Source organism: Thiomonas bhubaneswarensis (assembly GCF_001418255.1).
Classification (GTDB): domain Bacteria; phylum Pseudomonadota; class Gammaproteobacteria; order Burkholderiales; family Burkholderiaceae_C; genus Thiomonas; species Thiomonas bhubaneswarensis.
The window spans coordinates 196,142-210,773 of sequence record NZ_LIPV01000003.1; the positions used below are offsets into that span (position 1 = coordinate 196,142).

Annotated in this window: 15 protein-coding genes; 10 read left to right on the forward strand and 5 right to left on the reverse strand. The window is 65.2% G+C overall.

Translation table 11 applies throughout. The annotated features are described in order from the left end of the window. Positions 1-5 precede the first annotated feature (5 nt). Positions 6-1,841 carry a M61 family metallopeptidase gene (locus ASC45_RS05380; RefSeq protein ID WP_141655726.1) on the reverse strand — a complete coding sequence of 612 codons (1,836 nt, stop codon included), beginning with the start codon at positions 1,839-1,841 and terminating at the stop codon, positions 6-8. Between the two features lie 138 nt (positions 1,842-1,979). On the opposite strand from ASC45_RS05380, the gene ASC45_RS05385 reads away from it, so the two are divergent. The 5 genes from ASC45_RS05385 to ASC45_RS05405 all read left to right on the forward strand — a co-directional run bounded on the left by ASC45_RS05385 (position 1,980) and on the right by ASC45_RS05405 (position 6,249). After that, the gene (locus ASC45_RS05385; RefSeq protein ID WP_055450150.1) at positions 1,980-2,771 is read left to right on the forward strand and encodes an EAL domain-containing protein; all 792 of its coding nucleotides are present in this window, start codon (positions 1,980-1,982) and stop codon (positions 2,769-2,771) included. 107 nt (positions 2,772-2,878) lie between these two features. Then, positions 2,879-4,330, forward strand: coding sequence for an MFS transporter (locus ASC45_RS05390; protein WP_082454267.1), 1,452 nt, complete (start codon positions 2,879-2,881; stop codon positions 4,328-4,330). Between the two features lie 55 nt (positions 4,331-4,385). Next, complete coding sequence (locus ASC45_RS05395; protein WP_141655727.1) at positions 4,386-5,210, forward strand: hypothetical protein; 825 nt, start codon at positions 4,386-4,388, stop codon at positions 5,208-5,210. Positions 5,211-5,227: 17 nt separating this feature from the next. Next, positions 5,228-5,773, forward strand: a complete 546-nt coding sequence (locus ASC45_RS05400; protein ID WP_055450006.1) for an adenine phosphoribosyltransferase — start codon at positions 5,228-5,230, stop codon at positions 5,771-5,773. A gap of 2 nt (positions 5,774-5,775) precedes the next feature. After that, positions 5,776-6,249, forward strand: a complete 474-nt coding sequence (locus tag ASC45_RS05405; RefSeq protein ID WP_141655728.1) for an LEA/WHy family protein — start codon at positions 5,776-5,778, stop codon at positions 6,247-6,249. Positions 6,250-6,255: 6 nt separating this feature from the next. On the opposite strand, the gene ASC45_RS05410 is transcribed toward ASC45_RS05405, so the two are convergent. Both ASC45_RS05410 and ASC45_RS05415 read right to left on the reverse strand, forming a co-directional pair. Further along, complete coding sequence (locus ASC45_RS05410) at positions 6,256-6,555, reverse strand: DUF3817 domain-containing protein (protein ID WP_055450008.1); 300 nt, start codon at positions 6,553-6,555, stop codon at positions 6,256-6,258. A gap of 116 nt (positions 6,556-6,671) precedes the next feature. Then, positions 6,672-8,240 (reverse strand): DEAD/DEAH box helicase, encoded by a 1,569-nt coding sequence (locus ASC45_RS05415; RefSeq protein ID WP_055450009.1) that lies wholly within the window; start codon positions 8,238-8,240, stop codon positions 6,672-6,674. A 265-nt stretch (positions 8,241-8,505) separates the two neighbouring features. Between ASC45_RS05415 and ettA the strand changes: the two genes are divergently transcribed. Further along, on the forward strand, positions 8,506-10,170 hold the full coding sequence (gene ettA, locus ASC45_RS05420; protein ID WP_055450010.1) for an energy-dependent translational throttle protein EttA: 1,665 nt from the start codon (positions 8,506-8,508) through the stop codon (positions 10,168-10,170). 24 nt (positions 10,171-10,194) lie between these two features. Then, a complete protein-coding gene (locus tag ASC45_RS05425; protein ID WP_055450011.1) occupies positions 10,195-10,542 on the forward strand; it encodes a thioredoxin family protein in 348 nt (115 codons plus the stop codon). Positions 10,543-10,551: 9 nt separating this feature from the next. Here ASC45_RS05425 and yccX read toward each other — a convergent pair whose 3' ends face one another. Next, on the reverse strand, positions 10,552-10,821 hold the full coding sequence (gene yccX, locus ASC45_RS05430) for an acylphosphatase (RefSeq protein WP_055450012.1): 270 nt from the start codon (positions 10,819-10,821) through the stop codon (positions 10,552-10,554). Beyond that, positions 10,818-11,528, reverse strand: a complete 711-nt coding sequence (locus ASC45_RS05435) for a YggS family pyridoxal phosphate-dependent enzyme (RefSeq protein WP_055450013.1) — start codon at positions 11,526-11,528, stop codon at positions 10,818-10,820. The genes yccX and ASC45_RS05435 overlap by 4 nt, the downstream gene beginning before the upstream one ends. A gap of 149 nt (positions 11,529-11,677) precedes the next feature. Between ASC45_RS05435 and ASC45_RS05440 the strand changes: the two genes are divergently transcribed. The 3 genes from ASC45_RS05440 (at position 11,678) to ASC45_RS05450 (ending at position 14,632) form a co-directional block, all read left to right on the forward strand. Continuing rightward, positions 11,678-12,724, forward strand: a complete 1,047-nt coding sequence (locus tag ASC45_RS05440) for a type IV pilus twitching motility protein PilT (protein ID WP_055450014.1) — start codon at positions 11,678-11,680, stop codon at positions 12,722-12,724. A gap of 68 nt (positions 12,725-12,792) precedes the next feature. Then, positions 12,793-13,431, forward strand: coding sequence for a Crp/Fnr family transcriptional regulator (locus ASC45_RS05445; protein WP_055450015.1), 639 nt, complete (start codon positions 12,793-12,795; stop codon positions 13,429-13,431). A gap of 64 nt (positions 13,432-13,495) precedes the next feature. After that, positions 13,496-14,632 carry a PilT/PilU family type 4a pilus ATPase gene (locus ASC45_RS05450; protein ID WP_055450016.1) on the forward strand — a complete coding sequence of 379 codons (1,137 nt, stop codon included), beginning with the start codon at positions 13,496-13,498 and terminating at the stop codon, positions 14,630-14,632.

Below are 14,632 nucleotides of genomic sequence, written 5' to 3' on the forward strand. Positions count from 1 at the left end.
GTGCGTCACGGCGCGGTGCCCAGCCAGGCACCCTGGCGTTGCCGCTGCACCCGCCGGGGTTTGTCGGCCAGACGCAGTTGCACCCGGCTCGGTGGCAGCGCGAACCAGGGTGTTTCGCTGCGTTGTTCGATGTCTTGGCGCAGCCAGCTCAGGCGCCAGAGGTCGCCTTCGCGCGCCAGGGCGTGACGGCGTTCGATCACGGCTTTTCGCGCCCGCTCGCCGTTCAGCGTGAGCAGCACGTCGCCAGCAGCCAGACCCGAGCGTTCGGCCCAGCCACCGTTGCGCACGCGCTGCACACTCAGCCAGCCGCCCGCCTGCTCCTGCACGGCCAGCCCGAGCGCGTCGAACGGCGTGTCTTGCGCTGTGGTCCCTTGCACGCCGAATTCGGTCAGCAGCTTCTGCAGCGGCGGCAGTTCGGTGCCGTGAACATGGCGGCGGAAAAAGGCCCGCCAGTCCAGACCGCTGAGTTCGCTGAGCAGGCCGGGCAGGGCGTCTTCGGCCACACCCTCGGTGCGCAGCGGGGCATCGTCACGACCGTAGCGCACCCAGAGCAGCCGCATCAGGTCGTCGAGCGTGACCTTGGTGTGCAGACGAAGCCGCAGGTCGATGGCCAGCGCCACCAGGGCGCCGAGTTGGTAGTAGCTGACGGTGGCGTTGGCGGTGTTTTCGTCGGGGCGGTAGTACTTGGTCCAGGCATCGAAACTGGCCTCGGCCACGCTCTGCACCAGGCGGCCGGGCGTGCGCTGCACTGCGCCGATCGTGCGCGCCAGGACGTCGAGATACTGCTGCGGGGTGATGAGCCCGGCGCGCAGCACCATCAGGTCGTCGTAATAGGCCGTAAACCCTTCGAACAGCCAGAGCAGGCTGGTGGGGTTTTCGCCCTCCAGGTCGTAGGGGGTGAACGCAGCAGGCTTGATGCGCTTGACGTTCCAAGAGTGGAAGTATTCATGGCTGCACAGGCCGAGGAAATCGCGGTAGTCGCTGTCGGCGTCAGTCATGCGTGGATGCGGCAGGCTGCGTCTGGCGCACATCAGCGCGGTGCTGCTGCGGTGCTCCAGCCCGCCGTAGCCGTCGGCCGTGGGCGCCACCATGAAGACATAGCGGTCGAACGGCGCGCGCTTGCGCCGCGGCTCGAACAGAGCAATTTGCGCTGCGCAGATGCGCTTGAGATCGCGGGCCAGGCGCCTGGCGTCGACCTCGCCCTGCATTGCCGCGCCGTGGGCGATCACCATCTCGTGCGCGGCGCCCCCGGCGCTGAAAGTCAGTCGCATCAGGTCGCCCATTTCCACCGGATGATCGATCAACTCGTCGTAATCGGCAGCACGTCGGCTGCCGAAGCCGTGGGCGTCGCATTGCACCGCAGGCAGGGTGGTTGCCACAGACCATTGCGGCGCGAAGTCCGGGCGGATGAGGGTGACGGTGTGCGGCAGGGTTTCGCGGCCCGCTGCGGCCAGCAGCAGACTGCTGGCGTTGAAAAAGCCACGCTGCGGATCGAGGTAGGCGGTGCGCACCGACAGGTCGAAGGCGTACACCTTGTAGCTCAGCCGCAACGTGCCCTGGCACGGCGCTGCACGCCAACGGTTCTTGGCGATCTTGGCGATGGCCACCGGATGGTCGCCGCACCAGGCCTGCACCTGCAGCACATGGCGGGCGAATTCGCGCACCAGATAGCTGCCGGGTATCCACACCGGCAGCCAGAACTCCTGTCCGTCGGGCGCAGGGTCGGCAAGTTCGAGTTCAACCTGGAATTGGTGCGATCTCGCATCGGCGATAAAGACGCGGTAGCTCGGCCCGGAGGGCTGAGAATGAAACGGGGACTTGGCGCGTGTTTTGCGGGACATGGTGCGAAGGGCGGCATTCGAGCTATGCCGCAGGTGATCAGAATTTGTAAATTCGCATTTGAACGATTCAAAACCCATGCTAACCTGCGGGAAATATTCAAGCATTCAAGCTTGCTCCTATTCAGCGGCATACCCATCGTGGAACGTGACGTTTTTTCTGAGATTGCCGCACATGCCGGGGCGGGGGCTCCGGCTTTGGTCTATCAGCCGCAGGTGAGTTTTCCCGCTGGCCAGGTCATCGGGCTGGAAGTGCTGTTTCGGTGGCGGGCGCAAGACGCCCCCAAGCGGCATTCCCCGCTGATGTTTCTGCCCCAGTTGACCCCGGCGCAGACCAGCGAGCTGTTTTTTTGGGTGATGGAAGAGGCCATCTCCGAGGCCAGGGTGCTGTCCAACTGGACGGGCTGGAACGGCTACATCTCGGTCAACATCGAAGCCGATCAGATCGGCGATCCGGCCTTGATCGAGCACATCAACACCACCCTGCAACGCTACGCCTGGGCGCCCGAGCGCCTGATGGTCGAGGTCACCGAGCGCCGAGCCATTCCGGCGTTTCCCAGCGTGGCGCGCAATGTGCAATCGCTGCGCAAGTCCGGCGTGCGCGTGGCCATGGACGATTTCGGCGAAGGCTATGCCTCGTTCGAATACCTGAAGATCCTCGATCCGAGCGACATCAAGATTCCCGCCAGCTTCACGGCAGACGTCACCAAGGACGTGCGCAACGCCGAAATCGTGCGTGCCTTGGTCGATATTTCGCGGCGGCTGTCGATCCACGTGGTGGCCGAGGGCGTGGAAAACCGCGAATGCGCCCAGGCCCTGCACGCCATGGGTCTTCAAAGCATGCAGGGCTATCTGTTCGGCGAGCCGCGCGAACTGGAGGAATGGGCGCAGCTGCTCAAGCAGCCCGGCGCCAGCGTGCTTCAGCCGTCTTAGCCGAGGGGTATCTCGTACCGGCCGGTGAACCCGGGCGATACATTTGGTCACCGCACGACCTGTTTTTTGCATCCATCATGGATGAACGACAAAAACAGGAGACAGGCATGAGCACCATCCCGGCGCAGCCCAGCGCTGACCTATCCCCCTACGCGTCCGCCGTGGCCGCCCGCCCGGGCCACCACGGTGCGCCCACCATCGCGGCGCGCATCGACCGGCTACCCCCCTCGAGGACCGTGCGCAATATGGTCATCCTGCTGTCTCTCGGAGGGCTGTTCGAGTTTTATGACCTTTTCCTGACCGCCTACATCGCGCCCGGGCTGTTCAAGAGCGGGGTGTTCACCGCAACGACCAAGGGGCTGTTCGGCTTCGAGGGCATCGCCAGTTTCGTCGCCGCCTTGTTTCTCGGCCTTTGGGTCGGCACACTTTTCGTGAGCTGGCTCTCCGACCGCTACGGCAGGCGCGCGATCTACACCTGGGCCCTGCTTTGGTACTGCGCCGCCACGCTGATCATGGCGTTTCAGCACACGGCCATGAGTATCGACATCTGGCGCTTCATCGCGTCCATCGGCATCGGGCTGGAGATGGTCAACATCGACACCTACGTCTCGGAGCTTGCGCCGCAGGCCAAGCGGGGAACGTATTTCGCGATGAACCAGTTCATCACCTTCAGCGCCGTGCCGGTGGTGGCGTTTCTGGGCTGGCTGTTGGTGCCGCATCAGATCGCCGGTCTCGATGGCTGGCGCTGGGTGGCCATCATCGGCGCTGTGGGGGCGATTTTCATCTGGTTCATCCGGCTGCGGCTGCCCGAGTCGCCGCGCTGGCTGGAGGACAAGGGGCGCCACCATGCCGCCGACGCGATTCTCAGCCGCATCGAACGACAGGTGGAGCGCGAGACCGGCCAGCCGCTGCCCGAGCCCAAAGCTTTTGTCGGCGATGTCGAGCATGTGAAGCCGCGCTGGGGCGAGATGTGGGAAGGGGTCTACCGCAAACGCACGGTCATGCTCATCCTGTTCAACATTCTGCAGACCGTGGGCTACTACGGTTTTGCCAGCTGGGCGCCGACCTATCTCATCGCCAAGGGCCTGGATATCCCCAAGTCCTTGCTGTACACCTTCATCATCGCCTTCGCCTATCCGATCTCGTCGCTCATCGGCGCCTCGTTCGGTGACCGCTTCGAGCGCAAATGGCTGATCGCGGTGCCCGCGCTGGCGGTAGCGCTGTTCGGGCTGCTGTTCGCCAACGCGAATGGCGCGGCGGCCATCATCGTGTTCGGCATAGCCGTGGCGTTCTTCAACAACATCATGAGCTACGCCTTCCACGCCTACCAGAGCGAGCTCTACCCCACGCGAATCCGGGCGCAGGCGGTGGGCTTCGTCTATTCGTTCAGCCGCATCAGCGCCGTGTTCACCGGTTTCGTCATTGCCGATCTGCTCAAGACCTCGGGCGACGTCGGCGTGTTCACCTTCATCGCGGCGGCGATGGTGGGCGTGGCGCTGGTGATCGTCCTCATGGGGCCGCGCGTCACCCAAAGGCGGCTGGAGGACATCGCGCGGTAACGAACGTGCTGCGCTGCGGGAGATAATGGGCAGTCGTCGACTCGGGCTGCTCACCATGACCTCACAAGATCTCGTCGTTGCAGAACCTTCCTTCCGCCTTGTCGCTGCAGGTTACGGTCTGCGCTGGTGGGGTGAAGGCTGGCGCAGCTTCACTCAGGCGCCGCTGCCCTGGGTCGGTCTGGCCTTGGCGCTGCTGGTGTTGCTGTGGCTGATCGGCGAGCTGCCGCTGGGCGGCGTGCTCTCGCAATGGCTGAGCCTGCCGCTGCTGGCATTCGGTGTGATCTTCGCGGCCCTGCTGCGACAGCGGGCGACGCGGGCGCGCGAGATCACCCCACCGGGCATGCCACTGGAGCCTCAGAATGAAGGCGCGCTGAACGCATCGGCCAAGGCCTGGAGCGGCCGCATCGGGCCGCTGCTGCTGGCCTCGCTGCTGGTGCTGGCGATCGGCGGCGTCGTCGGGGCGATCATCGTCATGGGTCTGGGCGCCCTGTTCGGCCTGGGCCTGGCCAGCATGGGAGCGTTAGCCAAGATGATGACCCCGGGCATGGGCATGGCCGCCGGCATGGGCGCGATGGCGGGCTCCGTGCTCACCCTGCTGCTGCTCGTGCTGCTGGCGCTCTATCTGTTCAGCGTGGCGTTCTGGTTCGTCAATACTCTGGTGGCGATCGGGGGCGTCCGCCCCTGGGATGCGGTGAAGCTGTCGGTACGCGCGGAGTTTGCCAATCTGGCGCCCATCACCCTGTTCACCGTGCTGCTGCTGCCGATTTCCCTGTTGGCCATGCTGCCCTTCGGGCTGGGGCTGCTGGTGCTGTTTCCCGTGCTGTCGGGCGCGTCGTATGCGTCGTATCACGACGTCTTCGGTGACGCTGCGGCGGGCTGATTCTTCCTCTCAACAACATGAACGTCATCGACTATCTGCGCCAACACATCCGCACCGTGCCCGACTGGCCGTCGCCCGGCGTGCAGTTCCGCGACATCACGCCGTTGCTGCAGAACCCTCGGGTGTTCCGTGTGCTCATCGACCAGTTCGTGCACCGCTACATGGCGCCCGACCTGCGCCCCGACGTGGTGGCGGGCATCGACGCCCGCGGCTTCATCCTCGGTGCCGTGATCGCCTACGAGCTGAACATCGGCTTCGTGCCCATTCGCAAAAAAGGCAAGCTGCCCTTCGCCACGGTGTCGGAGGAATACGAGCTCGAATACGGCAGCGCCACCGTGGAGATTCACACCGACGCCGTCGGTCCTGGTGACACCGTGCTGCTCATCGACGACCTCATCGCCACCGGCGGCACCATGATGGCCGGCAAGCGCCTGCTCGAAAAGCTCGGCGCCAGCGTGGTTGAGGGTGCCGCCATCGTCGATCTGCCCGAACTGGGCGGATCGCAGATGCTGCGCGAATCGGGGCTGCCCTTGTTCACCCTGGTGGACTTCGCGGGACACTGACCGTGCGGTGGCCGATGCGGGTCTGGCGGGCGCTGCTGCTCGCGCTGATGGGAGCGCTGCTTCTGGCCGGGCCGCCTGCCCAGGCGCAGCCCTCGGGATCAGCGCCCGAGGTGTCGATCCGCAGCGTGGACAGCATGGCGCTGCGGGGGACCACGGCCATCCTCGACCTCACCCTCGATATCCGCAACCCGGGCGGCCTGGCGCTGCCGCTGCAGAAGCTCCGGTTTCAATTGCAGTTCAACGGCCTGGACGTGGCGCAGGGTGTGAGCACCGCCCCCGTCACCATCCCCGCGCAGCAGCAGGCGCAAGTGCCGGTGCAGGTGAGCGTGGACGGCCCGACGATGCTCAGCCTCATCGCCAGCTTGCCGCCCGATGGCATGGTGCCCTACGTCATCACCGGCACGGCCGAGATCGGCCAGACCATGCTGCAGATTCCCTTCACCCACAGCGGGGCGGTGCAACTGGCGCTGCAGTGATACGCGTCAGGAGGCTGCCAATTGACGCCGCATCATGCGGTGCGACCACAGCCCGCCGAACGGGACCAGCGACGCCAGAAACACGCCAGCTCCGCGCAACGGCGTGAGCTGCCCGCGCGAGAGCGTCACCCCCAGCGCGATGGTGGCCCAGATGAACAGCGCGCCATGAACCGGCCCGACGATCTTCACCCCAAGAGGCCAATCCGCCGCGTATTTCAGCGGCACCGCCAGCAGCACCAGGGCGATGAGCGACGAGCCTTCGACCAGCGCCATGACGCTGAGATGATGAAGCGGGGACTTGAACATGCGCGAGACTCCAGCGAATCGAGATAGATGCGCGAAATGCTATGTCCCTAAAAATCCCCTACGCGGCGAATGCGGCCGGACGATTCGCGAGGAATTGCCCGATCGCAATTCCTGCGTCAGCGCCCGCGCTGACCGCTGCCCTGGCGGCGCGGGCCGCCGAAGCCTGCGTTCTGGCCACCGCCTGAGGGACGGCGCCCACGGCCTTGACCGTTGCGCATGTGCGGCGGCAGGTCGAGTTCGACCCAGGGGGTGCTCTGCCACGAATCGGCGCGGCGCTCGGGCGGGAGATTGCCTGTGCCAGACTTGGTGCCGACACCCGACTGGCGCTGTCCCTGCGGTTTGGCGCTGGCGGGGGCTTGCGGGCGACCTTGGCCCTGACGGCCGTCACCGCGCCTGGCGCCCTGGCCTGCGCCGGGGCTGCCTGCGCCCTGGCGGCGCTGGCCCTGTTCACGACCACCTGCACGTCCGCCCGCGCCGCTGCGGCGTTCGCCGCCATGCAGCACGGTGCGGCCCATGACGATGGGTTGGGCCTTGGCGTTGGGGTCGGGCTCGAAGCCGGGGATGACCTGCTGAGCGATGGGGTTGCGCACCAGTTTTTCGATGTCGCGCAGGAAGCCGAGTTCGTCCACGCAGACCAGCGACACTGCCTGACCCGTGCTGCCGGCGCGGCCGGTGCGGCCGATGCGGTGCACATAGTCTTCAGGGATGTTGGGCAGCTCGTAGTTCACCACCACGGGGAGCTGGTCGATGTCGATGCCGCGAGCGGCGATGTCGGTGGCGACGAGCACCTGCAACTTGCCGCTCTTGAAGTCGGCCAGCGCGCGCAGCCGGGCCGACTGCGTCTTGTTGCCGTGAAAGCCGGTGGCCTTGAGTCCGTCCTTGTCGAGCTGTTCGGCCAGGCGGTTGGCGCCGTGCTTGGTGCGGGTGAACACGAGGGTCTGTTCCCAGTTGCGCTCGCGGATGAGGTGCACCAGCATGTCGCGCTTGCGGTCGCGATCGACGGGGAACACGATCTGTTCGACCAGATCGGCCGTGGCGTTCTGCCGGGCGACCGAAACCTGTTGCGGGTGGACCAGAAAGTCGCCGGCCAGGCGCTTGATCTCGTCGGAGAAGGTGGCCGAGAACAGCAGGTTCTGGCGCTGCTTGGGCAGCAGCGCGACGATGCGGCGCATGTCGTGCACGAAGCCCATGTCGAGCATGCGGTCGGCTTCGTCGAGCACCAGCATCTGCACAGCGGAGAGGTCGATATGGCGCTGATTGTGGTGGTCGAGCAGGCGGCCGGGCGTGGCCACGACGATGTCCATGCCACGCGCCAGGGCGTTGATCTGCGGCTGCATGCCGACGCCGCCGTACATGGTCATGCTCTGCAGCTTGAGATGGCGGCCATACGCGGCGAGGTTTTCATGCACCTGCGCGGCGAGTTCGCGCGTGGGGGTGAGGATGAGGGCGCGGGGAATCACGCGGCCCTTGGCGTTGCGGGCGGGTTCGCCGCCGCTCAGGCGCTGCAGCAAGGGCAGGGTGAAACCCGCGGTCTTGCCGGTGCCGGTCTGCGCGGCAGCGAGCAGGTCATGGCCGGCGAGGACGACGGGAATGGCTTGTTGTTGAATCGGCGTGGGCTCGGTGTAGCCTTGTTCGGCAACGGCGCGCACGATGGGCTCGATCAGGCCCAGATCTTGAAAAGACATGTGAGAAGAAGCTTTCCGGGGCCGGAAGTGCAAGGCCCCAAGACTCTGCCACCACGCTGGTTCTAGCGCGCCAGTCTGCAACAGATGGGGTGGGCCGAGTGGCTCGGCAGGAGTCGAAGTGACTGCGGCTGGGAGACTGGACATGGCCGCTGGGCATTATGGTAGTGGAATTCATGTCGCAGCGCGTCATGACCGTGGCCTTGCGGCGACAATACGGCATGGCCTGCAGCCCCGCAGGTTCAATCCAGACAGATTCAGGATACAGATGGCTCAATACGTTTTCACCATGAACCGGGTCGGCAAGATCGTCCCGCCCAAACGGCAGATTCTCAAGGACATCTCGCTGTCTTTCTTTCCCGGCGCCAAGATCGGCGTGCTCGGCCTGAACGGCTCGGGCAAGTCGACTCTGCTCAAGATCATGGCCGGTGTGGATACCGACATCGAAGGCGAAGCCGTGCCGATGGCGGGTCTGCGCATCGGCTATCTGCCGCAGGAGCCCCAGCTCGACCCGCAGCAGACGGTGCGCGCGGCCGTGGAGGAAGGTCTGGGCGGCGTGCTGGCGGCGAAAAAGCGCCTGGAGGAGGTCTACGCCGAATACGCCGAGCCCGACGCCGACTTCGACAAGCTGGCCGAGGAGCAGGCGCAGCTCGAAGCCATCATCTCCGCAGGCGAGGGTGACAACACCGATCTGCAGATGGAAGTGGCCGCCGACGCGCTGCGCCTGCCGCCTTGGGATGCGCTGGTCGGCCCGCTGTCTGGCGGTGAAAAGCGCCGCGTCGCGCTGTGCCGCCTGTTGCTCTCCAAGCCCGACATGCTGCTGCTCGACGAGCCGACCAACCACCTCGACGCCGAAAGCGTGGACTGGCTGGAGCAGTTCCTGCACCGCTTTCCCGGCACCGTGGTGGCCGTCACCCACGACCGCTATTTCCTCGACAACGCCGCCGAGTGGATTCTCGAACTCGACCGTGGCTCGGGCATTCCGTTCAAGGGCAACTACTCGAGCTGGCTGGAACAGAAGGAGGCCCGTCTGGAGCAGGAGGCGCGTAGCGAAGCCTCGCACCTCAAGACCATGAAACAGGAGCTCGAATGGGTACGTCAGAACCCCAAGGGGCGCCAGGCCAAGAGCAAGGCGCGCATGGCCCGGTTTGAAGAGCTCTCCAGCATCGAATACCAGAAGCGCAACGAGACCAACGAGATTTTCATTCCCGTCGCCGAGCGCCTGGGCAATGAAGTCATCGAGTTCAAGAACGTGCGCAAGGCCCACGGCGACCGGCTGCTGATCGAGAACCTCAGCTTCAAGCTGCCACCGGGCGCCATTGTCGGCGTCATCGGCCCCAACGGCGCGGGCAAGTCCACGCTGTTTCGCATGATCGCGGGCAAGGACAAGCCCGACGCGGGCGAAATCGTCATCGGCCCCACGGTCAAGCTGGTGTACGAAGACCAGAGCCGCGAGGCCCTGCCCGACGACAAGACCGTGTGGGAGGCCGTGTCCGATGGACTCGACATGCTCAATGTCGGCAAGTTCCAGGTGCCCTCGCGCGCCTACTGCGGGCGGTTCAACTTCAAGGGCGGCGATCAGCAGAAGATCGTCGGCAACCTCTCCGGCGGCGAGCGCGGGCGGCTGCATCTGGCCAAGACCCTGATCTCCGGCGGCAATGTGCTGCTGCTCGACGAGCCTTCCAACGACCTCGACGTCGAAACCCTGCGCGCGCTCGAAGACGCGCTGCTCGAGTTTGCGGGCTGCATCATGGTGTCGAGCCACGACCGCTGGTTCCTCGACCGCATCGCCACCCACATCCTCGCCGCCGAGGGCGATTCGCAGTGGACCTTCTTCCCGGGCAACTACCAGGAGTACGAGGCCGACAAGAAGCGCCGCCTGGGCGAAGAAGGCGCCAGGCCGCACCGCCTGCGCTTCAAGGCGCTGCGGTAGAGATGAACTTCGCGGTGCGCGCTGATGGAGCCGCTGCTCGTCGCCTGCCTGTGCGCTCAGTGGTGCGGCGTATGCCGCGACTGGCGCGCAGGCTTCGAGCTGCTTGCGGCGCAGCGCCCACAGGCTCGCTTCATCTGGGTGGATGTCGAGGAAGCTGCCGACCTGCTGGGTGATTACGAGCCGGAAAATTTCCCGGTTCTTGCCGTGCAGCGCGGCGGCGAGCTGCTGTATTGTGCTGCGGTTGCGCAGCAGCCAGGACTGTGGCTGCGGCTGATCGACGAGCTGGCCCGACCGGGCGCCGTCGCGTCGCCTGCATCTGGCCCGCGGGAAGGCGCTGCGCGCTTGCCCGACCTGCGACAGTGGGCGCGCTAGGACGATCGCTTAGCCGACGCTGAAACCGTCGCCGCAGTCGGCCTGCGCGGCATCCTTCACTCGCACGGCGTCGACCCGCGATGCCGGAGAGCCTTGCCAGAGCCAGCGGCACAGCGCTTCGACGGCCTGCGCCTCGCCGCAGACCAGCACCTCCACCGACCCGTCCGGCAGGTTGCGGGCGTGGCCGCGCAGTCCGAGCCGCAGCGCCTGCTCGCGCGTGTAGGCGCGGAACGACACACCCTGCACACGGCCCTTGACCAAGACCTTTTTGCAGATCATGGCTGAACCGCCCCGGCCGCAGCGCGTCTGCCGAACAGCGCCGTGCCCACGCGCACAATGGTGGCGCCCTCCTGCACGGCGGCTTCGAGATCGGCGCTCATGCCCATGGACAGGGTGTCGAGCGTAAGCCTGTGCTCGGCGGCGATGGCGTCGCGCAGCGTGCGCAGCCGCGCGAACGGCTCGCGCTGCGCCGCAACGTCGGCGCGCGGCGCGGGAATGCACATCAGACCGCGCAGGCGCAGCCGCGGCAGGGCGGCGACGGCGGCGGCCAGCGCCCCGGCCTCGTCGGGTGAAACGCCGCTTTTGCTGGCTTCGCCATCCACGTTGACCTGGATGCAGACCTGCAGCGGCGGCAACTCGGGCGGGCGTTGGTCGCTCAGACGCTGGGCGATTTTGAGCCGCTCGATGCTGTGCACCCAGTCGAAATGCAGTGCCACGTCCCGGGTCTTGTTGCTCTGCAAAGGGCCGATGAAGTGCCATTGCAACGCGGGCCAGGCAGGGCGCAGCGCGGCGATCTTGTCCAGCGCTTCCTGCACATAGTTCTCGCCGAAATCGTTCTGACCGAACGCGGCAGCCTGGGCGACGTCGCTGGCAGGAAAGGTCTTGGAGACTGCCAGCAGCGTGACCGAGCGCGGCTCGCGGCCGGCCATCTTGGCGGCCTGTTCGATACGCTGGCGCACCGCGGCCAGGGATTGTTGGAGCGACATGGGTGTGAAAAACGGGGGTTCGATACAACACATCGGCGCGGGCCGGAGCGGCGAATTGCGGGAAACCGATGTTCTGACCTTAAGATAGCCCAATCGCTTGCGCAGCATCACGCGCCATCACGCACAAGCTTGCTCGGGGGAGACATCGCTTGGACATTACCCAACTTCTCGCATTCAGCGTCAAGAACGACGCATCCGATCTGCATCTTTCGGCCGGTCTGCCGCCGATGATCCGCGTGCACGGCGACGTGCGGCGCATCAATGTCGAGCCGCTCGATCACAAGGCGGTGCATGCCATGGTGTACGACATCATGAGCGATTCGCAGCGCAAGCACTACGAGGAATTTCTCGAAGTCGACTTCTCGTTCGAAATACCGTCGCTCGCGCGCTTTCGTGTCAATGCCTTCAACCAGGCGCGTGGCGCGGGGGCGGTGTTCCGCACCATTCCGAGCAAGGTGCTCACCCTCGACGACCTCAATGCGCCCAAAATCTTCGCCGACCTGGCGCTCAAGCCCCGCGGCCTGGTGCTGGTCACCGGGCCGACGGGTTCGGGCAAGTCCACCACGCTGGCGGCGATGATCAATCATTACAACGAAACCGAGTACGGGCACGTTCTCACCATCGAAGACCCGATCGAGTTCGTGCATCAATCGAAAAAGTCGCTGATCAACCAGCGTGAGGTCGGGCCGCATACCCTGAGCTTTGCCAATGCCCTGCGTTCGGCGCTGCGCGAAGACCCCGATGCCATTCTGGTGGGCGAAATGCGCGACCTCGAGACCATCCGTCTGGCGCTGACCGCCTCGGAAACTGGCCACCTGGTGTTCGGCACTCTGCATACCTCGTCGGCGCCCAAGACCATCGACCGTATCGTCGACGTGTTCCCGGCCGAGGAAAAGGAAATGGTGCGCGCCATGCTGTCGGAAGCGCTGGTCGGGGTGATTTCCCAGACTCTGTGCAAGAAAAAAGATGGCTCGGGCCGCGTGGCCGCGCACGAAATCATGATCGGCACCCCGGCCATCCGCAACCTGATCCGCGAGAACAAGGTCGCGCAGATGTATTCCATGATCCAGACCAGCCAGTCCTTCGGCATGCAGACGCTTGACCAGAACCTGGCCGATCTGGTCAAGCGCAACATGATTTCCTCCACCGAGGCCCGCACCAAGGCCAAGCAGCCCGAAAATTTCCCCGGAGCTTGAGCGCGCCTATTGGCGCACAGATTTGCGGGCTCACGCACACTTTCCCCATTCATCGTTCACAGCAGGCCATGAAACTTTTCGACAAGCTCCGAGCCAGTTCGCGCAAAGACGGGGTGGACGACGCACCCGAGTCGCAGTTCTTCACCACCGGCTTCCACGACGCTGAAGTCTCCAGCCTGGACAGCGTGGTGGACTGGTCGCAGCGCTCGGCGGAAATCGGCGCCACCAAGCTGTCGCGCAGCGCCGGTGCCCAGCGCCTGCTCGAACTGTGGCAGCAGGACAAATACATGGCCGGACTGACGCCCGCCGACATGGAGCGCTGCGCCAAGTACTTTCACTTCTACACCGTCCGCGCCAATGCCGATCTGATCGCGCAGGGCGAGACCGGCAGCTTCATGGTCGTGCTGCTGCGCGGGGCGGTTGCGGTCGATCGCATGCAACCTTGGGGCGACCGGCTGCGCCTGACCGAAGTTCGCGCCGGCAGTCTGCTGGGCGAGATGTCGCTGGTTGATGCCGCGCCGCGCTGGTCTTACTGCACCACCCTGACCGACAGCGAGATCGCCGTGCTCGAAGCCAGCGATCTCGACCGCATGATCGCGCAGGACCCGGCTGCCGCCTGCCGCCTCATCGGCTCGCTGGCGCGCCGCCTGTCGCTGCGGCTGCGCAAGCTCAGCGCGCGCGTTGCGGCAACGTCGCCCGGCGGTTGAGCGAGCCGCGATTTGCCGAGCGGAATGGACACCACCTACAACACACACCATTGCTGGGGGGCTTATGGATCGTGATCAGGCATCCAAATTCATCAACGACCTGCTCAAGCTGATGATCAGCCGCGGTGGCTCGGATCTGTTTCTCACCGCAGACTTTCCGCCTGCCATCAAGGTCGATGGCGCGGTCTCCAAGCTGTCGTCGCAGGCACTCAGCAGCCAGCACACCCTGGCGCTGGCGCGTTCGATCATGAACGACAAGCAGGCGGCCGAATTCGAGCGCACCAAGGAGTGCAATTTCGCCATCTCGCCCGCAGGCCTCACCCGGTTTCGCTGCAACGCCTTCATTCAGCAAGGCAAGGTGGGCATTGTGCTGCGGCAGATTCCACAAGAGCTGCCTTCCATCGATTCCCTCGAACTGCCGCAGGTTCTGAAGACCCTGGCGATGCACAAGCGCGGACTCATCATCTTCGTCGGCGCCACCGGCTCGGGCAAATCGACCTCGATGGCCGCGATGCTCGATTTCCGCAACGAAAATTCGCACGGGCACATCATCACCGTGGAAGACCCGATCGAGTTCGTGCATCCGCACAAGAACTGCATCGTCACCCAGCGCGAAGTCGGACTCGACACCGAGACCTGGGAAGCGGCGCTGAAAAACACCCTGCGACAGGCGCCCGACGTCATTCTGATGGGCGAAATCCGCGACCGCGAGACCATGGAACATGCCGTGGTGTTCTCCGAGACCGGCCACCTCGTGCTCGCCACGCTGCACGCCAACAACGCCAACCAGGCGCTCGATCGCATCATCAATTTCTTCCCCGAAGACCGACGCACCCAACTGCTGATGGACCTGTCGCTCAATCTTCGCGCCCTGGTGTCACAGCGGCTGGTGCCGCTGCAGACGGGCAAGGGGCGGGTGGCCGCGGTGGAGATCATGATCAATTCGCCCCTGATTGCCGATCAGATCTTCGAAGGCAAGCTCACCGAGATCAAGGACGTGATGCGGCGCTCGCGCGAACTGGGCATGCAGACCTTCGACCAGTCGCTGTTCGACCTGTTCGACGCCGACAAGATCAGCTACGAAGATGCGCTGCGCAACGCCGATTCGGTCAACGATCTTCGGCTGCGCATCAAGCTCGACAGCAAGCGCGCCCGCAATGCCGACATCGGTAGCGACACCGGCCATCTGGCCATCGTCTGA